This is a genomic window from Vibrio sp. VPAP30 (assembly GCF_001188205.1).
Lineage (GTDB): Bacteria > Pseudomonadota > Gammaproteobacteria > Enterobacterales > Vibrionaceae > Vibrio > Vibrio bivalvicida.
Genome location: NZ_LBLS01000013.1, coordinates 40709 through 61554 on the forward strand (window position 1 = coordinate 40709; position 20846 = coordinate 61554).

Below are 20846 nucleotides of genomic sequence, written 5' to 3' on the forward strand. Positions count from 1 at the left end.
ATCTCTTGGTATAAACAGAGTATAACTAGCAGCGACAGTCACTGTCATCTACTAGAAATAATAACGAGAGAGATATCATGTCCACCTTCAATACACGTTGCCCATCTTGCTCAGGCGTTAACCGTGTGCCGTCGGAACGCATTTCAGAAGCGCCAACTTGTGGAAAATGCAAAAACCTGCTTTTAGATGGAGCGCCCGTTGAGGGCACTGAAAGTAATTTCGAGGCAATCCTAAATAGCGATACACCAGTTGTGGTCGATTTCTGGGCTCCTTGGTGCAATCCTTGTGTGGGGTTTGCCCCCGTATTTTCCGATGTTGCGGCGGAACGAACAAAACACGTTCGATTTGTAAAAATTGACACTGAAAGCCAGCAAAATCTCGCTGCCAAATATCAAATTAGAAGCATTCCTGCCATTATGGTCTTCAAAAATGGCAAAAGAGTCGATGTGATAAATGGCGCACTTCCCAAAGGCCAGTTTGCTCAATGGCTTAATCAAGCTCTAGCCAAATAAAGGCCTTCATATTTATCTAGTTTAAAGCGGGGAAATGTGTACATTTACTCGCTTTTTTGTTTGATTTATTCATCAAATATGACGATAAATATTCTTTATCGTCATGGTCAAAAGTTTTCGTTTTACCTTTCACCTGTTTCACCCCATAGTCGCGCCGAAATTTGTTCAGTTTTACTACAACCAAAGAGGCCACGACATTGGAAAATACCCTTCAACCTGCTCCAAAAGCTCGCATTTCTGTACCGGTTATTGCGCTTGCTCTTTATGCGGTCGCGTCGGGATATTTGATGAGTTTAATTCCTTTGATGCTTTCTGAGTATAACTTGGATTCATCGTTGGCTAGTTGGCTCGCCAGTGTTTTCTACGCGGGGCTATTAATTGGCGCGGCTGGCATCGAACCTTTGGTTAAAAAAGTGGGCCACCGTAACGCCTTTGTCTGGTGCTTAGTGACGTTTATTGCCACCATTATGATTTTACCAATGGTCGCTCATACCACAGTTTGGCTTGTTGCTCGTTTTATCGCGGGTGTTGCTGTCGCAGGCATGTTTGTCATTGTTGAATCTTGGTTACTGCACGGCGACGAAAGCGCGCGAGCGAGAAGACTTGGGCTGTATATGGGCTCTCTTTACGGTGGTAGCGCAATCGGTCAGTTGGGTATTGGCATTATTGGGATCTCTGGTGGTGTGCCATTTATCGCCATCGTTACCTTATTGCTACTCGCGGTTGTGGTACTTGTATTTGGTGACAGCGACCAACCAGAAAGTGAGCATAGCACGCCACTGTCACTAAAACAGATCAGTAAGCTAAATCATGCGGCGATTATCGGTTGCGTGGTTTCTGGTCTTACTCTAGGTGCCATTTACGGGCTGATGCCAGTTGAGCTGCAAAATCGTGGTATTGAACATAGTGACATTGGTGGACTAATGGCGGTCGTCATACTTGGTGGTATGGCCGTTCAACCAATCGTACCTTGGTTGTCTAAATTCCTAGGACGCACGCTACTTATGGCTTTGTTCTGTCTGCTAGGAGTAGCAGCCATTACGTTTACCTCAATGGTCACTGGGCTACAAGCTTTGGGAATGGGGCTCTTTCTTTTAGGTATGGCGACTTTCGCTCTGTATCCAGTCGCGATCAACCTTGGGTGCGACAAGCTTGATGCTAACTACATAGTGTCAGCCACTCAGGTAATGTTGTTTAGCTACAGTATTGGCTCTGTCGCTGGCCCAGTAGCAGCGGACTGGTTTATGGCTGGCTCTCTAGGTTTAATGGGTTACCTATTTGCGGCACTTCTTGCTACTTGCATCTACATGCTAATCGCCAGCATCAAGACCAAGCATCAAGCAATCGCAGGGGAATAGCCTACTCATTTAAGGGACGCTTATTGCGTCCCTTTTTCTTCGAGCTTTCTTTGGTGTCTGTTTGATGCTCCTGCTTCTGGCTTTTCAGGAACAGGTTTGTGTTCATGGAGTAGATGGCGAATGGCTAAAATCGGATGCGGCAGCAACATTCTTGGTCCGGAATATCTCATGACTTGGCGCATCTGCTCTTTCTGCTCGGCTTTATAACAATGAATCGGGCATTGATTACAGGTGGGCTTTCTCTGTCCATAGGGACAACGATCTAATTTAGTTTCAGCGTATTCAAGCAAGCTTTGGCACTCAACGCACAGTCCATTCTTGGTGCCATGGTGCGCACGGCAATAAATAAGCATCATTGCGCGAACCGTTGTGAATTCGGTCAGCAGTTCACCACGTAGAATATTTGAAACAGCCATAGTTATTCTCGGCAAAGACTCAGTTGGTACAATAATAAGTCTACTGTATCACTCAACGTATCTTGAACTTTGACATAGGTAAAACCAAGTTTAGATAGTAAGGCTCGACTTCCCTGATTGTCAGAAGTGGTAATCGCGATCAAATCTTCAATTATATTGGTTTCACACGCGTAATTGATGACCGCTTTTCCCGCCTCATACCCATAGCCTTTGCCGTATGAGCATGGCATAAACCCATAACCGATGTCGTAAGCGTCAAGTTCGGGCCGTTTGATTAAGCCACATACGCCAATCTTTTCACCACTCTCTGTGACTTCCACTAGCAATAGACAAACGCCAAACTCTCTATGCATGCCCAGTATTTTTTCCTCAATGTACACTTTGGCGTCGCTTTCACTGCGGATGTTCTTGTCACCAATAAACTGCAAAAAGTCTTCGCTGTTGTAGAGTTCATGAATAAATGGGGCATCTTTAAGTTCAACCATTCTCAGCGTCAGACGCTCAGATTGCAGTGTACGCATGGCAAAATTTCCGTCTATTTTTGTCCGAGGCTTGAGCTTACCACCTACAATTAACGTAGAACATGTGTAACAAGCACATTTTTATAGGCCATCACCGGAGGATTGTCGTTATGCGTGCTGCACTGCTATTCACCGTTGCGCTACTCAACTCAACCATGAGCTGGGCCTACCCTTCTTATTCCGCTGAATGGTCACACCGCAGCGTGATCTACTTTGCCCCTACCAATGACGAGCACGTAAAACAGTTTCTGTTAGAAACACTGATTAATGAATGTGAGCTTCAAGACAGAGACCTAATCACTCTGGTGGTCACTGAAGACGGCTTTAGTATGCCTAAATGGGTAAAGCATGAGTTTAACCTCAAAGCACTGTTTAATATGTATGATGTTGAGCCTGGCTCTCACACTGCTGTATTAATTGGTAAAGATGGCGGAGAAAAGCTTCGTTGGGGAAAACAAACAGACTGGGAGCATGTGAAACAAACCATCGACGTGATGCCGATGCGACGCTATGAAATGGCGAAGAAAGTCAGCCCTTGTTCTGCTTAGCGATTTACTGAAGATACAAAAAAACCAGCCTAAGCTGGTTACTTTCTCTTAAGAGAATGGAGGCGCGTCCCGGAGTCGAACCGAGGTCCACGGATTTGCAATCCGCTGCATAGCCACTCTGCCAACGCGCCTCAAATTGTGCTTTTTACCTAACTAGCTTAGCCAGAAAAGTAGATGGTGCCCCGGGCCGGACTTGAACCGGCACAGCGCGAACGCCGAGGGATTTTAAATCCCTTGTGTCTACCAATTCCACCACCAGGGCAACGCTAAAAGCGATGGTACACCACCATTCCCACAAGCAATGTCGTGAGAACGAGGTGTACTTTAACGGAATAAATTTTCCGGTCAATCAATTAATTTCTATTTTTGTTCAAATGGTTAAAAAGAACACCGCATCGACCAACATACCGTCAATGCGGTGGTTTTATCAGCGCGATGGTTTTATTAAAGTGATAGTGTTACGACGCCCTGCTCTACTTCAACCGGGTAAACCGTTAACTTTATTGTCGGCTCTTCCACACACACGCCAGTAATGAGATTGAAGTGCTGCTTGTAAAGTGGAGAAGCAACACATAACTCGCCATCAATATCCCCGACTATCCCTCGACAAAGCACAAAGGCTTTACCAATTGGGTCCCAATTCTGGATAGCGAAAACGCCTTGGTTCGGAATATGGAACAGTGCGACCTGCTCACCGTCTATCAGAGCGCCTCTACCTTGGTAGGGTGAAAGATCCGATAGTCTGCATATTTTTAGTTTCTCAGCGATTTCCATTAGACTTCCTCCTTCACTGGAATGCGTTGCCCGCGTACTCTCTGATATGGAAGTACTTGACTGGCTTCTTCTGCATTAATAAACGGTTTGAACTTAGCCAGTTTGTCACTGTTTTCTAGTGTGCTCTTCCATTCACATTGATAGGTATCAACGACATGTTGCATCTGCGTTTCAAGCGAATCAGCAATACTCAATGAGTCTTCAATCACCACTTGTTTTAAGTAGTCTAAACCACCTTCTAGATTTTCCATCCATACCGAGGTTCTTTGTAAACGATCCGCCGTTCGAACGTAGAACATCAATACACGGTCGATTAACGCGACCAGTTCTGCTCTAGACAGGTCAGAGGCAATTAAGTCAGCATGTCTTGGCCTCATCCCTCCGTTACCACACACATACAGATTCCAGCCGTTCTCAGTGGCAATGACGCCAATATCTTTACTTTGTGCTTCAGCACATTCACGGGTACACCCAGATACTGCGAACTTGATTTTGTGCGGTGCGCGCAGCCCTTTGTAACGGTTTTCCAATTCGATTGCTAAGCCAACCGAGTCATCGACGCCATAGCGACACCAAGTCGAACCAACGCAGGATTTAACCGTTCTCAGTGACTTACCATAGGCGTGGCCCGTTTCAAATCCAGCATCAATTAGCGCTTGCCAGATATCCGGTAACTGTTCGACTTGCGCACCAAACAAATCAACACGCTGACCACCCGTTATCTTGGTGTATAGGTCATACTTCTTCGCCACTTCACCTAATGCGATCAACTTGTCAGGCGTAATTTCTCCCCCTGCCACTCTAGGAACAACCGAGTAAGAGCCATCTTTTTGCAGGTTCGCCATAAAGGCGTCGTTAGAATCTTGCAGCGAGCTGTGCTGTGGCTCCATGATGTGCTCATTCCATAACGAGGCAAACACTGATGCAGCGGTGGGTTTACAAAGATCACAGCCGTGACCTTTACCGTGCTTCTCTATCAATGTATCAAAGTCTTTAATCTCTTCGACTTGGCAAATATGGAATAGCTCTTGGCGCGACAACTCAAAATGCTCACAGATATGATTGTTCACCTCGACGCCCATCGCAGTCAGCTGAGCATCTAAGACACTTTTCACCATGTTGCTACAGCCGCCACAACCTGTGCCTGCCTTGGTTTCGGCCTTGAGGGTGTCAAGATCATGAGCGCCAGCTTGTATTGCATTAACTAGATCACCTTTACTCACGTTGTGACACGAACAAATAATAGCGGTATCTGCCATTTCGCCATTAAGCATTCCCGTATCAAAAAGTAGGTTTGCCGCATGGTCAGGAAGGGTCGTTTCATTTAAATAGCATTGCAGTAAAGCGTCATAGTCTGAGTTATCCCCAACAAGAATGGCGCCTAGCAGCTTGGTTCCGCTCTGATCAACCACGAGTTTTTTGTAGACGCCAGCAACCGCATCTTGCAATACCATCTCCTGCGCGCCATCCGTCGCTTTATGCGCATCACCAATCGAAGCGACATCGACACCGAGTAGCTTCAACTTGGTGCTCATATCTGCACCGGTAAAGCCTGCGTTTTCACGACCAACAAGCTTATCTGCAACAACACGAGCCATGGTATAACCGGGGGCCACCAAGCCAAATATCTTCTCTTGCCAAAGAGCACACTCTCCAATAGCAAAAATGCTCTCATCACTGGTTCGGCATTGATCATCAATGACAATACCGCCGCGCTCACCAATATCTATGCCCGCCTGCCTAGCCAGTGCGTCTTGCGGCCTAATACCTGCAGAGAAGACAATGACGTCTACTTCAAGAGGGTCAGCGTCTTTAAACACCATCCGATGTGTAGCACCTTCGCCATCACAGATTTTTTCGGTAGCCGTTGAGGTATGAACCGTTAGACCTAGCTCTTGTATCTTCTCTTTCAGAACTAAGCCCGCACCATCATCAAGTTGAACAGGCATCAAGCGCGGCGCGAATTCGACAACATGGGTTTGCACTCCTAGCAGCTTCAAGGCGTTCGCGGCTTCCAAACCTAATAATCCACCTCCGATGACGGCACCGGTTTTCGCTCCCTGACACGCTGTTTTTATTTCAGAAAGATCATCTAATGTTCGATAAACAAAAATGTTGTCTCTATCGTGACCTTCAATAGGCGGTACGAATGGATAAGATCCGGTTGCGAGCACGAGCTGATCGTATCCTATGACACTGTCCTCATCTAAAACCAAGCGTTTGTTGTCCCGTTCAATTTTGGTTACTTGGCTACCTAGCATCAGTTCAATGCCATGTTTGCTGTACCACTCTTCACTGCTTAACATCAGATCTTGATGGCTGTTACCAGAGAATAGCGATGAGAGTTGAACTCGATCATAGGCGATGAAACGCTCTTCACCAATCACCGTAATGCGCTTCTCAAGGTGGGCACCTCGTTCAACAAGCTGAGCAACAAGGTGATGCCCAACCATACCGTTACCGACGATTACTACATGTTCCATTGTCTGACTCCTTTATGCCGTCTTAGCGGGTACTTCGAGCTCTTTCTGCTCGGTACTTTTAGGTTGAGTACTTGGTTTAGACTGCTTTTCATACAAGAAGCGCAGCACTGACTGGCGGTATTTCTGATACTGCGGGTCATCGGCAAGCGCAACACGGTTACGTGGGCGGGGCAATTCAATATTCAACACCTCACCAATAGTTGCCGCTGGGCCATTAGTCATCATCACGATCTTGTCTGAAAGCAGTACCGCTTCATCCACATCATGGGTAATCATAATGACAGTATTGTTCAACTCGGCTTGGATTTTCATCAGTGAGTCTTGCAGATGAGCGCGAGTCAGTGCATCAAGCGCGCCAAAGGGTTCGTCCATCAAAAGGACTTTGGGCTGAAGGGCAAGCGCGCGGGCAATGCCGACTCGCTGCTTCATACCGCCAGAGATTTCATCAGGCTTTTTATCCGCAGCGTGAGACATTTGAATCAAGTCGAGATAATGTTCGACCTGCTCTTTGATCCACTGTTTAGAGCTTTGTTCAGAAGTGGTGTTTTGAGTTAGCTGGCTTTGTGCAATCTGCTTTACTGCCAGCTCTACATTTTGATAAACCGTTAACCAAGGCAATAACGAATGATTTTGAAACACGACTGCACGCTCTGGCCCTGGTCCACTTACCTCACGACCATCAACAATCACCCCACCATCCGTAGGTAGGTGAAGACCCGCCACTAGATTAAGTACTGTCGATTTACCGCAACCTGAGTGTCCAATCAGCGAAACAAATTCGCCTTTATTAATCTGAAGATTGACGTTTTTTAAGGCGATAAATTCGCCATTCGGGGTTGGGAATCTCATCCCCAACTGAGTTAAATCGAGTAGTGCTTTAGACATAGGAAACTCCTTTTATCGCAATGCCTGTTGCTTATTCCAAGACAACCACTTCTGTAGTTGCAACATGCCTCGGTCTAGCAGTAAACCAATGAAACCAATCGTGATGACCGCGACCATAATGCGCCCCAGTGAAGCCGAGCTGCCATTCTGGAATTCGTCCCAAACAAACTTTCCTAGTCCCGGGTTTTGTGCCAGCATCTCTGCGGCGATGAGTACCATCCATGCGATACCGAGCGATAAACGCAACCCGGTAAAGATCATCGGAATTGCAGACGGAAGCACAATGACTCTGATATGTTGCCACCAAGATAACTGCAGCACTTTGCTGACGTTGATGAGGTCTTTATCCACGCTAGTGACGCCGACTGCCGTGTTAATCAGCGTTGGCCACAAACTACACAGGGCAACTGTCAGCAACGAGTTAACAAAAGATTTAGCGAACATTGGGTCATCACTGACGTAAGTTGCGCTCACCACCATGGTGACTATCGGTAGCCACGCCAGAGGAGAGACAGGTTTAAGCAACTGAATAATGGGGTTAAATGCCTGATACGCACCTTGGTTTAAGCCAAGGACAATACCTAGCGGTATAGCAATCAAAGTGGCCAATAAAAATCCACTGGCGACCGTTATCAGGCTAGTCACGATTTGATCAAAGAATGTGGGCTTCCCCGTGTAAGGTCTAATCTTGACCTTAGCATCAGGATTTTTTGCTAGCTTTGCAGCATTACGTTTTTCTTGTCGCTCGATAAAGGCGACTTCTTTTTTTCTTTCATTCCAATGCTCTACCACTAAGTTACTGAATTGCTGGTAGGTTTGAGCCGGGCCAGGAAGTGTTCCTAGTGAAGTTTCTACCTGACGTGCACTGAAATGCCACATCATCAAGAACATCAAGATTCCAATCACAGGTAACAAAAAAGCTTTGCTCTTGTTCGCCACCAACTGCTTACTCGGAATAAGTGAGATTACATTGCTCGACATAACAACTCCTATACATCCTTGTTATTGTTTTGTTTGAGGGGACTCGCCCCTCCTCCATTTGTTTTAAACTTTGTCTTTGCCTTTAAGACCGATTGAGAACTTCTCTAGATACGCGTTAGGTGAACGGCCGTCATAGACGATGTTGTCGATAAAATGTGTTTGTGGAGTGCGGAAACCATCTTCAGTGGCAAAATCTGGGAAGTCTTTGCTGGTGAGTACCCCATCTTCAATCAGCGCTTGTGCAGCTTGTTGGTAGATATCTGGGCGATAAACCTCTTTCGCGACATCCATATACCAATCATCAGATTTTTCTTCAGGAATTTGTCCCCAACGGCGCATTTGGGTCAGATACCAAATCGCATCGCTGTAATAAGGGTAAGTGGCGTTGTGACGGAAGAATACGTTGAAATCTGGCACCTCACGGACATTGCCTTTTTCGTACTCAAAAGTCCCTGTCATGGAGTTCGCTATCACTTCGAAATCTGCGCCAACATATTCGCTTTTTGCCAACAATTTGACCGCTTCAACACGGTTGGCGTTGTTGTTTTCATCCAACCAATGCGCTGCTCGGATCAGCGCTTTCACGACACGAATGTGGGTATTGGGGTATTTTTCTGCCCACGACTTGGAGACACCAAACACTTTTTCAGGGTTGTTTTTCCAGATCTCATAGTCGGTTACAACTGGAGCGCCAATACCTTTAAATACTGCCTGCTGATTCCAAGGTTCACCAACGCAGTAACCTTCGATCGTTCCTGCTTCCATCGTCGCAGGCATTTGTGGTGGAGGAGTCACACTAAGCAGTACGTCTGCGTTGAGTTGTCCACTGTTATCACCTGACTTGGGCGCGTAGTAACCAGGATGTATGCCGCCCGCAGCAAGCCAATAACGCAGTTCATAGTTGTGAGTAGAGACAGGAAATACCATTCCCATATTGAACGGCTTACCTTCATCAAGATAACTCTCGACAACAGGCTTAAGTGCGTCAGCCTTAATTGGGTGAACTAACTTTCCATCTGCCTCGGTCGGAATATTGGGTTTCATCTGCTGCCATGTTTTGTTTGAAACCGTAATCGCATTACCGTTGAGATCCATACTGAATGCGGTAATCACTTCCGCTTGGGTGCCAATGCCAATTGTCGCGCCTAACGGTTGACCTGACAGCATGTGGGCCCCATCAAGCTCACCGTCAATCACTCTATCGAGCAAGACTTTCCAGTTCGCTTGCGCTTCTAACGTGACGTACAAGCCTTCATCTTCAAAATAGCCTTTCTCATAGGCAACAGCGAGTGGCGCCATATCGGTAAGTTTGATAAAGCCAAATTTAAGGTCTTCGAGTTCCGGCTCACCCAACTCGGCTAAGGTGCTAGGTACATAAAAGGTGGTGGTTAGCGCTGCACCCACCAGAGTACGCTTGATTGCTGACTTCCATTTCATAACTTTTCTCCAATAAAAAAGGCGCTACGCCTCCGAGGAGTCGTAGCGCCATTGCATCCTTGTCGATTACCGCCGTTGATAATGTAAGGTTACGATTGAACAGATTGTTTCTAACCTAAGTATTCCAAGTTGCGTGCCAACTTATTTAACACTTTATATTCAATAACTTACCACCAGCCCCTTTCAATCTTACCTTATGCTTGCTTAGTATTAGTGCACTTCGCACCAATGCGGAATTTTTCCTATAACCCCAAAGTGGTAGTTAAACTACTTAAGCGCCTCTAAAGTTTGCAGTAGATTTTTCGCCACTTGCGCCAAGGTTTGACTCGATTGCATCGCTGATTTTCTCATCGCTTTGTAAGCCGCATCTTCATCGACTTGGTGCATTTTCATCAATAGCCCTTTTGCTCGCTCGATGATCTTTCTTTCTTCTAATCGCAGCTCAAGCTGTTCGATTTCATCTTCAAGAGCAACCACTGAACGGCGAATCTGGCACGCATTGGCTATCCAAGGAGTCAAACAAAATTCGGTATCTGCCGGAACGAGGACATAATCCATTCTTTCCGGTAAACGACTGATATCATTAGCATCTAGTTGCTTCAACACAACCAAGAGTGGGTGCCTTCTAACGCGGCATTCTTCAATAACTACGCGTAGTTCAGCACTCGGTTGCAACCAGCCCACAACAACATAAGCGTTGGGTTCCCGGTCTAACATTTGTTCAAACTGATTAAGTTGGCAACTGATGATGTTGTCAAATTCTTGAGCGAGCAGCGTCGATAATCGTGCTAATTCTTCAACACGATCACTGCAAATGATGAGCGGATTTTTGGAGAGATTTTTGTGCATGAACATTCCTTGTTTTGCTCTCTATCTAAAACAGACATAACAAGGAATGTGCCAATTGTTCTATTTACTAACTATCACAGTAACCAGACCAGAGTAAATAGGCCTTTTCAAATGACTTTTCTAGATCGTTTGACTCAGCAAACAGTGTCGCCGCCATTGTCGAAACCACTGTATTGGCCATCATATTAAGATCACTATCTGTCGTACCAAACAGGCACTTCTTAGGTAAAGGAATGTCAGTCAGCATACGTTCGGTCCAATAATGCGATTCAACGCCTGTCGGTGTGCTCACCCAAACGGTTTGGCTGACTTTAGGGTTGTATTCTGATTCGCCAGATTGTCCTTTAAAAGAGACCACGGCGTGCCGGGTTAATCCTATCTCGCTTTCGACTTCAGCATGCAGTTGTTGGAAGCCTGGATGGAAACTACCGCGCAACCCCAGTTTTGCGCCTCCCGGGTTTAAAGCTCTGACGACCGTGTTGATCGGTGTACGCAATCCATAGCGATTCTTCCAGCCAATCATGGTTTCAGCTTGTGGAGCAAAATGCTTAAGAGGTAAATAAGCAATGCGCTTGGTCTCTAGTAGCTGTTTCGCCTGTTGCGGTGACTGGGCAACCTCAATACCAAAGGCATCGAGATAATCTTCAGCATGTAATCGTCCGGCGGGCCTATCATGATAACCATGTAACAGTACTTTGTAGCCACTGTCTGCAAGGATCTTAGCTGCTAACAGATGCCAAGGTTGCCCTGCACTTTTGCGTTTACCCGCATAGCACGGCCAGTCAATATCAGCGCCTAAGCTAGGGGCACGAGACTGAAACGCTTTTACGAAGCCTGCAATTTCCTGTTTGGTTTCGTTTTGTACTCGAATCAACATCAGTAGCATCGCCATCTGGTCGTCACCGCACTGACCATCAAGATACTCGTCCATGATTTGGTAAGCCTGATCGAAAGTAAGCGGCTTGCGTCCTCGCTCTCCTCGTCCAACCGTTCGGATACATTCTAAAATTGAGCTCATACTTCCTCTTGTGAGATCACTGACTCTATGGTCATGTTTAGTTCTTCTCGCAGTTTGACGACTTCGCCTAAGATAATCAATGCTGGACTAACCCCTTTTAACTCTCTCGCTTTAGAAGCTAATGAGTCTAAACATGACACATGCACCTTTTGCTGGCGGCTACAGCCATGAGTAATGATGGCAAGCGGAAAGTCTGCATTTAGACCTTGCTCGACCAGTCCTTGCTGAATCTCTTGCGCTTTCTCCAGCCCCATATAAAAAACCAGAGTCTGTCCTGCCCTAACAAGCTCAGACCAAGCAGGCAACGCTCCCGTCACCACCTGCCCTGTCACAAAGGTAACACTTCTAGCGATTTTTCTATGAGTTAAAGGGATATAGGAAGACGCCGCGCAACCTATAGCAGCAGTGATACCAGGAATAACCTCAAACTCAATGTTGTGCTTTGCGAGTAGTAATCCTTCTTCACCACCGCGACCAAATATGAAGGGGTCACCGCCTTTTAGCCTAACGACACGTTTACCTAATTTCGCCAGCTCGACCAGTATTTGACTAATCGCTTCTTGCTTTAAGCTCGGCTGACCGCAGCGCTTGCCCACATAAATTTGTTGGCATTTATCTGCAGCAAAATCCAAAATTTCCCTGTTTACCAGACGATCAAATACAATCACATCAGCCTGTTGAATCGCTTTCAGCGCTTTTATTGTCAACAGCTCTGGGTCATTGGGGCCTGCGCCAACCAATTGCACCTTTCCGCGTTTGATGCCTTCTGAATCACCATCACTACCTGTAAGAATCGGCTGTTTTACATATTGATGAGCAATGAAACCTGCGCCGCGTAGCCCTAATTGCGAACCCTCTTTAACCCTCTTGTCTAATTTCATAGCACGCTCCTATTTCGCAATCAGTATGGTTTGTTCGTGGCTTGTGACAAGACGCTCAACTTGGGGCAAGCATGAGCCACAGTTAGTGCCGCACTTGAGTTTAGTTTTTAGTTGATTGACGCTTGTGCAATCTCCACTCTCCAATTCACGGAGAATCTGCTTGTCGCTCACTCTAAAACAACTACAGATCAGCTCACTGGCTTCTTGCTGACTAGAGAAAGACAGCAAAGCTGAAAAAGTTAGAGGTTTACCGATTAAACTGGCAAGATTTGCCACATCGACCTCAATAGGGAGCTGAGAGATCATGAGTAAAGAACGAATGATTTTGTCTTCTCCCACTTCGTCATAACAAACTGTTAGCCAGCCACCAGCAAGCTCTAAAACGACTTTGCGTTTGTGCGGAGTTTCACCAAGCTCTGTCGCAAATGACTTGTCATAACGTTGCCTATCTGCAAAACGCCAGACGCCAATTCGCTCTTCAGATTGAAATGATTGGTAAATAAAATCGTGCTCAACAAATCGCTCACCGAGGTAAAGGCCATAGGTTTGTGCTTTTACCGGGAACAACTCTACTGGTTGAGATTTAAATGCTGGTTGTCCAGAAGAAGGGTCAGCAATGCGGCTTACTACAGCATTAACCTGACTTTCGCCTCCATACTCTCCTGCCCAGTGCATCGACATAAACAGTTGCCTTTTGCCTAACCCATCATCAATTGCCACTCTCGCAATAATCTTTCGCTCTGTCTCTGAGCTAGCTAAGGCGACCAACTGGCCTGACTTAACATCCATATAAGCTGCGGAACGACTGCTCATATACACGGTTGGTTCTGGTTCGGTGGCCGCAAGATGGGAAATGTAACCAGTACGAGTCATGGTATGCCACTGATCTCTTTGTCTGCCAGTATTTAACCACCATGATTGGTCCTGCTGTTTTGGTGGCAGTGCAGGGATGACGAACCTCGCTTTACGATCGGCAAAGCTAAATTGGCCGTTGTGTAAAGGTCGTTCTCCTCCCCACTGAATAGGTTGCCAGTTTAGGTACTCTTCATCGGTGATATTCGCGAACTCGGACAGATCAAGTAACAGTGAGCTCCCCGTATTCAGTCCTGTCATAGCCGCATATTCTCTAAACACGTCGGCCTCACGATCAAAATCAAAGGCATTTTCTCGGCCTTGTAACTCACACAGCCTTGCGCCCACATCACTGATCGCTTGCCAATCTGGCTTAGCTGCACCTTTCGCGAGCATAAACTGCCTCTGACGAGTGAGCATACGCTCTGAGTTGGTCACCATGCCCTGTTTTTCACCCCAACCAGAGGCAGGAAGCAGCAAGTCTGCATACTTAGCAATATCAGAATCAGCAGTAACATCAGACACAATCACCAATGGACACTTTTCTAGCGCACGCTTTACAAATGAGTTGTCTGGCATCGATACAACCGGGTTAGTCGCCATGATCCAAATCACCTGGATATCGCCACGTTCAACAGCCTCAAACATATCGATGGCCTTTAGACCTGGCTCTGTCGCTAGGTTGTCTGTTTGCCAAAATTCACTAACGAGTTTAACTGACTCTTGATCAAACCCTCGATGGACGGCAAGCTGGTTTGCTAATCCGCCCACCTCTCGACCTCCCATAGCGTTTGGCTGCCCAGTTATAGAGAATGGTCCTGTACCTTGTTTGCCAATTTTTCCCGTTGCAAGATGAGCATTGATGATGGCGTTGGCTTTATCTGCACCATATTGCGATTGGTTTACCCCTTGGCAAAAGAGAGTGATGGTTTTTCTGGTCGTGGCAAACCAGCGATAAAAGGTTTTCAGTTGTTCTTGGCTCAGTTCTAGCTGCTCACACAGCGCTTCTATGCCGAACTCTTTGCTCATGACGAGATCAACTAACGCACCGAACCCAGATGTATGAGACTCAATATAGGACTCGTCTAGAGAGCCACTTTCAACACTGTAACGCAGCAGCCCATTAAACAGCGCAATATCACCGTCATTAGGGATAGATAGATGTAAGTCGGATTGCTCGGCCGTCACAGTTTCGCGCGGATCAATCACCACTAGCCTCAATTCAGGGTTACGTTCTCGGGCCTGCTGAATACGCCTGAACAAGACGGGATGCGTCCATGCGGTATTCGCTCCGCATATCACGATTAGCTCCGCATCATCTATATCGTCATAGTTAACAGGGACGACATCTTCCCCAAACGCACGATTGTGAGCGACGACTGCTGAAGACATACATAATCTTGAATTGGTGTCGATATTAGCGCTACCAACAACACCCTTCATAAACTTGTTGGCAACGTAATAATCTTCAGTAAGCAGTTGACCAGACACATACATAGCTGTCGAGTTAGGGCCGCGCTGTCTAATTGCTCTGTTGTAAGCATTCGCAATTACGTCGGTCGCATGCTCCCAGCTGACCTCTTTTCCAGCAAGTTTCGGGTAAAGCAGTCTCGATGGCATGTCTAAACTCTGGGCTAATGCGGAACCTTTTACACACAGAGCACCTTGATTAGCAGGGTGTTGTTTGTCTCCTTTAATGCCCAGTTGATTAACTTCAACACCACAACCTACTCCACAATACGGACAGGCTGTTTTTGTACATTCCTTTATCATCACTTACTCCTTGAAATAAAAAGCCTCCTCCACTGGATAAGTGAAGGAGGCTTCATCGCCTGTGACGTTGTTATGTATTTTGTAGTCTAGTTATACCAGACTTAATGATGTCAGCAATTAAGATGCCAGTTATATTCATCTTTATATTCAATAGGTTATGGCTTTACAAACCCTAGCAATGCACCATATTTGTGCGAACAAAGATCAATATGGTTCGCAACGACCTAAACAATCTCACTGCTCTTGTCCTGTATATCTATAACTCAAATCGCTATTTATAGTTATATATATTACATGGGGCAGTTTTGAGTCATTCCCTCCATGTAAGTCTAAAGTCGATTTAATTCCATTCGAGTTTATCTTTATTCATACAGCCATTTAAAACGTGCGTTTTCCAAAAAAACATCATTAATTTAAAAATAACAAATCTATCAAATAAAATAATATTTTTATTATAAAGATCACTCAAAAGCTTTTAGTCACGCCCCTTGCGACTTATTTAACTTTTACTAATTTAAATATTACTAAATATCAGCAGCTTAAATATTGATCAACAAATTATCCCTTATGTGACGAACAGCTCATTTAGTTCAGTTTTATTGCTATAAATTTAGCCAAAACATTGATTGGGAGAATTTATAAAAACCACAAATAATATATAACTATTAAACCATACAGCTTGCTATAAATATAAGCCTCACCATTACCAAACAATATAAACTGGTAGGCGCGAGCGCGAATAAATATAAGGTATTAGAATGAAGTACATAAAAAAGCCACTCCTTTTATCCACAATTTGTTTAAGTTTAATCGCTGCTGGAGTACAGGCTTCAACGTCTAGTCAATCGCTAGTAACAAATTCGGCTGAACAACAAATCGGACAAATCAGTTACTCCACTATTATTGGGGACAACGGTGCATTTATTGACCTAGAGACAGACGAATTTGTATTGAATCAGAAAGAGTGGTTCCAAATTCAAACTTACGTCGAGGGGGCACTATCACTCCCCATTACGGAAGCAAGTATGAAGTCTGCTTTCGACATTTCTGATGATATACCGTTTTCAAATTTTAAAGCACTTGTTGAACAATATGGCAAAGTACATTCTGAAGCGTTTTACTGGAAAAAAGATCTCTATCCAAGCATTGTAGGTTTGGCGCTGTCACTGTCTAACTACAACGATATTCAGAAATATATGATTCAGCCACTAAGCAATCAGTTAACGACAATCTTGTCAAAATCCTTTTCGCCACTGCCTGCTGATGTGCAAGCTGTCGATCAAGCTCGTCAACTCTCCATTGCTTACCTAAGTGCTCTCAAGAACTTTTCTGTAGAAAACCACAAGAAAGTAGAAAAAGCCAGCGAGGATCTACTTGCATTCGCCGCGAAAATGGAAGAACAGAAGCTCCAGTTAGAAGTACTTAAGAGCACACATAGTGGTTACTTAGATGACGATGGCAGCGAACTTCAACAGCGCGTGAATGACTTGAACAACCGTATTAATCAGCTAAACAAAGATTATAACCATTACGTAACAGTCGCATCTACTGCTGTTACTTACGCTTGGTTCCCGTTGGTCGCGGTTCCTATAATGGGTGTTTATGGTGACAAAGCGGAAAAGGCAAGAAAGCTGCGCAATCAACTTCAAGACGAAGCTAAGGTATTGGAAGCACAGCTCTCTACCACTCAAAAGGTATACAACTCTTACAAGCGTTCTACTGACAGCATTAACTATATCTCAAGCAAGATCGAGAACGCGATACCTTACGTCAACAAACTGAAACTACACTGGCAAAAGATGAACACGGACTTTGATTCTCTCATAGTTGCACTTGAAGCAGCCGAATCAAGCACTGAAATATTGCAATCCAATGCTCTGCGCGCAGCTGCCGAAGCGATGGCGAATACCGCTGTAGCGGAGCAAAACTGGAGTAGTATCAGTGATAAGGCCAAAACTTTTGCCAACAACGCATACATAGCAAAAGCCGAATAATCCCTCCAATAGACCAATAACGGGACTCTGTCCTTCACTTCCCCACCCGCGCAAATGTGTCGGGTGTGGGAAAGGCTACCCAAAATAAACCAAAGGTAGCTCTAAATAAGGAAATAAAAATGAAAAAGATCCTTGTACTTGCAGTAACTGCCGCACTCTCAAACGGCGTCATCGCCTCAGACTGGCTTAGCATTAATGACCTGCCTGCAAACACTGAATACCCAGAGTGGCTCAACACTCCCTATTCACAAAACAACGCCTTAACACGCTCTACTTCAGATTTGTATGTAAACCTTAAAGATTGGATCAGCCAGCAGAATCTATACAAAATAAAACCGACCAAAATATATATCTTCGCCGACACTTTAGAAGTAAATGAAAACTTTAATTTGGTTATGAATAACCAAAACATCGTGATCTTTGCTCGCCGAATTATTGGAAGCGGTGTTCCAACATTTGTGCTGGGTCAACAAGGGGCTGCGGCCTCCGTTACTGTCATTGCCCAAGAAATGGAAACACCATTTAATGTATTAGCTTTCACACCTGAAGGCACTGTCACGGCAGATATGATTGATACCAATAACGTACACGGTACATCGATTATTTTATCGGGAGAACATTACATTAAACAGCAATTAGCTGAAGATCTAACGGCAAACATTCAGCTCGCGAAAACGCAATTCTCCGATATTGCCAATCGCTCTTTCGATATGGCGATAAGCCTGTATGACACGCAACCCAAAACGAGCATTGCGCTACTGGATTGGCTAGAACATAGTATGCGAAAAGCGGGAAACACGGTTACAGAAGATCCATTATTAACTGACCTTTATCTACAAGCTGTCGCGTTTAAACAATTCACTGATTTAAGTAGTCGATCTGACAACTTTATTCCCTACCTAGACCGCTCGTTATACCAAGATAAATACAAAGCTTACCTCGAAGCAATGGTTGCTTTTGAGCAAAAAAGGGATTTAGTTGTCGACAGGAATAGCCGTGTAGAAGACAAAATTGAAAGTGCACGCCTTGCATTACAAAATGTCGATGACGTCCTAGAGTCTCAAGATGCAATCGTAAAGCAATCTGAACAAAACATCGCTAAATTACTAGACAGTGTTACCGAGGTTGAAGCTCAATATAAGACGCAAGAGCTAACAGCATTAAGCGCACGCAGCAACTATCTTTATGGTGTCGAGGTTTGGAAAACCCAGCAGCAGCTCAATGCAGCTTTAGCTATATTCAAGGCTATTGCTGAGATTGGTAGCGCAGTCAGTGGCGTATTTACAGGTAACCTTTCAGGGATCAATGACGTCACCGAGCAACTTGCAAAAACACCTGAAGCACTCGATAAAGCAAAGAATCTAGTCACTAATATTAAAAGCGTTACGGGTATCATTGATAGCATTACGAAAACGGTTGCGGGTATTGCCTCTTTAACCAATGAAGTGAAATCCACTATCAAGCAGCAACGCATTTCTGAAACTATGGACTCACTCGATTTTGCCGTCCCTTCTCTAAATGAAAGCAACCTTGCATGGGATCTGATGCTTACTGAGGTAAGAAGCAACCTTCGCTACGCAGATTCGCTTGGGATCAAAGGTGCACGCGTTTATCTCCTTGAGCTCGAAAAGCAAGTTCTGTTGGGTAAAGCCATCAACGCATCGCAACTTAATCTTGTCCAAGAGCAAGCTAAGCTTGTCGATCTTCTTCTTACTCGTAAGGTCACCATTAACCAGAAAGATCGACTCGCCAAACTGATCTCTGAAGCCGCAACAGACGGTGAAGCCCTTAAGAGCATTGAGCAAGAATTAGCGCGGGTATCGTTACACTTTAAACGCCCAATGTTCGTTGCACTATCGAACTATGTTGCAGCTTATGAGTACTGGGCGCTTAAGGATAGCGATATTAAGCCGAGTCTGAACAAATCCTACCTAGATTACCAGTTTGACCTAGCTGCAATTGAAAACGAGTATGTCAACGCACTTAACCGTTTCCAACCAGCGCCACAGGACTTCAACATCGACAATTTCGTTATTGATGATCCTATGCAAATTGAAGCTTTGGCAAAAACAGGCGAATTCAATTTCAATGTTCCTTTGTCACAATCTCAATTCTGCGCTTTTGATCGCGTAAGACTTGATAAGATTCGAGTCTTTATCGAAGGTGAGAACCTACCCTATGGCCAACAATTTAATTTAAGTATTTCAAACGGGGGCAATTATTATGATCGCTTTAAGCAAGAAGAATTCAAGTTTAGCGCAAACCCTTTAACTAGAGCCTTCTATTATCGTCTTGATGATGCAGCAAATAACCAAGTCAGTATTATTAGCGACGGGGCTCTCTCAGACAAGTTTGCTTATGCTTACTTTGAACCAACCCCCTTCACAAACTGGAACGTAACTCTCAATAACTTTGACGCAAGTAACACTCAAAGCAATCAGTACTTAAACTCAATCGAACGTTTACGGGTCGAGTTCTCTGGTAATGGGATACCTAACGGGAGAAGTTGTTCAAATTGATGTAGGAATAGAAACGAATCATATGGATACAAAAAAACCAGCATACGCTGGCTAATGTATTCTATAAAAGAATGGAGGCGCGTCCCGGAGTCGAACCGAGGTCCACGGATTTGCAATCCGCTGCATAGCCACTCTGCCAACGCGCCTCAAATTTTGTTTTTACCTGATAGCTGATCGAACCAGTAAAGGTAAAGATGGTGCCCCGGGCCGGACTTGAACCGGCACAACGCGAACGTCGAGGGATTTTAAATCCCTTGTGTCTACCAATTCCACCACCAGGGCACACAAATTTCTTTGTGATGCCGTTTAGAACAATAAACACCATCTTAAATTTTTAAAAAGAATGGAGGCGCGTCCCGGAGTCGAACCGAGGTCCACGGATTTGCAATCCGCTGCATAGCCACTCTGCCAACGCGCCTTTTCTTTCAACGCTTTAGGTTACCCACCGCTGCGTTCGCTGCATACTTTACGGATTGGGCGATAAGAGTCAAACAAAAATCTCACTTTTTAATTCGTTTGCTGAGTTTTAAAGCAAAATGGCGCGAGTTTGATCTGGCTTGGCTATTTTTCCTTCTGGTTAACTCTTATAGCCCCTCCAGTTCGACCCTATCTGCTTTGGGTAGCTTTTTGGCAACAAGCGCATCACCTTCAAATTTGATACCTTGCCAACCAAAGTGAATAAAGTTACGAATATTGGTGTGATCTTGGCCGTCAGGATTACCTAACACATCTTCACGGTAGAACTTCCCAAAACAGGCGAGCGTTGATGCTGGGTCTAGTTGATTAAGAAGGCCAAAGGAAAAAATTTTGCACGAGCCATTGTTTTGGTTTGCATCATTTAAGATCTCGCCATTCACAAATGCCGTCGGTGTGAATATGTAGTTTGCTTCAATGATCGCCATCGTATCTTCGAACTGAACAGAGTCTGGTGACTGCGAAAGGGTGTCAAGAAATAGCTTCAGATCCATATGTTATCTACTCCAATTGTGTTGATTCGAGTCTATGCCATCGATCCAAAGAAAAAAAGCCCTTTCGAATCGAAAGA

At 45.0% G+C, this 20846-nt stretch carries 17 protein-coding genes and 5 tRNA genes; 5 read left to right on the plus strand and 17 right to left on the minus strand.

Annotated elements, in window-relative coordinates; genetic code table 11:
• Positions 1-77 precede the first annotated feature (77 nt).
• Together trxC and ZX61_RS02065 are read left to right on the plus strand one after the other, a co-directional pair.
• The gene (gene trxC, locus ZX61_RS02060) at positions 78-512 is read left to right on the plus strand and encodes a thioredoxin TrxC (protein ID WP_049843060.1); all 435 of its coding nucleotides are present in this window, start codon (positions 78-80) and stop codon (positions 510-512) included.
• A 197-nt stretch (positions 513-709) separates the two neighbouring features.
• Entirely contained in the window at positions 710-1870 is a 1161-nt protein-coding gene (locus ZX61_RS02065; protein ID WP_049843061.1) for an MFS transporter, read from the plus strand.
• 20 nt (positions 1871-1890) lie between these two features.
• Here ZX61_RS02065 and ZX61_RS02070 read toward each other — a convergent pair whose 3' ends face one another.
• Together ZX61_RS02070 and ZX61_RS02075 are read right to left on the minus strand one after the other, a co-directional pair.
• The gene (locus tag ZX61_RS02070) at positions 1891-2286 is read right to left on the minus strand and encodes a nitrous oxide-stimulated promoter family protein (RefSeq protein WP_049843062.1); all 396 of its coding nucleotides are present in this window, start codon (positions 2284-2286) and stop codon (positions 1891-1893) included.
• Between the two features lie 2 nt (positions 2287-2288).
• Entirely contained in the window at positions 2289-2807 is a 519-nt protein-coding gene (locus ZX61_RS02075; RefSeq protein ID WP_049843063.1) for a GNAT family N-acetyltransferase, read from the minus strand.
• Positions 2808-2917: 110 nt separating this feature from the next.
• Between ZX61_RS02075 and ZX61_RS02080 the strand changes: the two genes are divergently transcribed.
• A complete protein-coding gene (locus ZX61_RS02080) occupies positions 2918-3355 on the plus strand; it encodes a DUF4174 domain-containing protein (protein ID WP_049843064.1) in 438 nt (145 codons plus the stop codon).
• Positions 3356-3412: 57 nt separating this feature from the next.
• On the opposite strand, the gene ZX61_RS02085 is transcribed toward ZX61_RS02080, so the two are convergent.
• The 11 genes from ZX61_RS02085 to ZX61_RS02135 form a co-directional block, all read right to left on the minus strand.
• A tRNA-Cys gene (locus ZX61_RS02085) sits at positions 3413-3486 on the minus strand.
• Between the two features lie 44 nt (positions 3487-3530).
• Positions 3531-3617 (minus strand) — tRNA-Leu (locus ZX61_RS02090).
• Positions 3618-3799: 182 nt separating this feature from the next.
• A complete protein-coding gene (gene nirD, locus ZX61_RS02095) occupies positions 3800-4129 on the minus strand; it encodes a nitrite reductase small subunit NirD (protein ID WP_049843065.1) in 330 nt (109 codons plus the stop codon).
• Positions 4129-6612: a nitrite reductase large subunit NirB gene (gene nirB, locus ZX61_RS02100; protein WP_049843066.1), complete on the minus strand. Its 2484-nt coding sequence runs from the start codon at positions 6610-6612 to the stop codon at positions 4129-4131. The genes nirD and nirB overlap by 1 nt, the downstream gene beginning before the upstream one ends.
• Positions 6613-6624: 12 nt before the next feature.
• Complete coding sequence (locus ZX61_RS02105) at positions 6625-7497, minus strand: ABC transporter ATP-binding protein (protein WP_049843067.1); 873 nt, start codon at positions 7495-7497, stop codon at positions 6625-6627.
• A 12-nt stretch (positions 7498-7509) separates the two neighbouring features.
• Positions 7510-8478, minus strand: coding sequence for an ABC transporter permease (locus ZX61_RS02110; protein WP_049843068.1), 969 nt, complete (start codon positions 8476-8478; stop codon positions 7510-7512).
• A gap of 63 nt (positions 8479-8541) precedes the next feature.
• Entirely contained in the window at positions 8542-9915 is a 1374-nt protein-coding gene (locus ZX61_RS02115; protein ID WP_049843069.1) for a CmpA/NrtA family ABC transporter substrate-binding protein, read from the minus strand.
• A gap of 267 nt (positions 9916-10182) precedes the next feature.
• On the minus strand, positions 10183-10764 hold the full coding sequence (locus ZX61_RS02120) for an ANTAR domain-containing response regulator (protein ID WP_049843070.1): 582 nt from the start codon (positions 10762-10764) through the stop codon (positions 10183-10185).
• A gap of 67 nt (positions 10765-10831) precedes the next feature.
• Complete coding sequence (locus ZX61_RS02125) at positions 10832-11782, minus strand: glycosyl transferase family protein (RefSeq protein ID WP_049843071.1); 951 nt, start codon at positions 11780-11782, stop codon at positions 10832-10834.
• On the minus strand, positions 11779-12663 hold the full coding sequence (cobA, locus tag ZX61_RS02130; protein ID WP_049843072.1) for a uroporphyrinogen-III C-methyltransferase: 885 nt from the start codon (positions 12661-12663) through the stop codon (positions 11779-11781). Before cobA ends, ZX61_RS02125 begins: the two co-directional genes overlap by 4 nt.
• A gap of 9 nt (positions 12664-12672) precedes the next feature.
• A complete protein-coding gene (locus tag ZX61_RS02135; protein WP_049843073.1) occupies positions 12673-15288 on the minus strand; it encodes a nitrate reductase in 2616 nt (871 codons plus the stop codon).
• Between the two features lie 758 nt (positions 15289-16046).
• Between ZX61_RS02135 and ZX61_RS02140 the strand changes: the two genes are divergently transcribed.
• Both ZX61_RS02140 and ZX61_RS02145 read left to right on the plus strand, forming a co-directional pair.
• A complete protein-coding gene (locus ZX61_RS02140; protein ID WP_049843074.1) occupies positions 16047-17282 on the plus strand; it encodes an alpha-xenorhabdolysin family binary toxin subunit A in 1236 nt (411 codons plus the stop codon).
• A gap of 119 nt (positions 17283-17401) precedes the next feature.
• The gene (locus tag ZX61_RS02145) at positions 17402-19801 is read left to right on the plus strand and encodes a hypothetical protein (protein WP_049843075.1); all 2400 of its coding nucleotides are present in this window, start codon (positions 17402-17404) and stop codon (positions 19799-19801) included.
• Between the two features lie 72 nt (positions 19802-19873).
• On the opposite strand, the gene ZX61_RS02150 is transcribed toward ZX61_RS02145, so the two are convergent.
• The 4 genes from ZX61_RS02150 to ZX61_RS02165 form a co-directional block, all read right to left on the minus strand.
• Positions 19874-19947, minus strand: a tRNA-Cys gene (locus ZX61_RS02150).
• Positions 19948-19996: 49 nt separating this feature from the next.
• Positions 19997-20083 (minus strand) — tRNA-Leu (locus ZX61_RS02155).
• Between the two features lie 62 nt (positions 20084-20145).
• Positions 20146-20219: transfer RNA gene (locus ZX61_RS02160), tRNA-Cys, on the minus strand.
• A 166-nt stretch (positions 20220-20385) separates the two neighbouring features.
• Positions 20386-20769 (minus strand): HopJ type III effector protein, encoded by a 384-nt coding sequence (locus tag ZX61_RS02165; protein ID WP_049843076.1) that lies wholly within the window; start codon positions 20767-20769, stop codon positions 20386-20388.
• Positions 20770-20846: the final 77 nt, after the last annotated feature.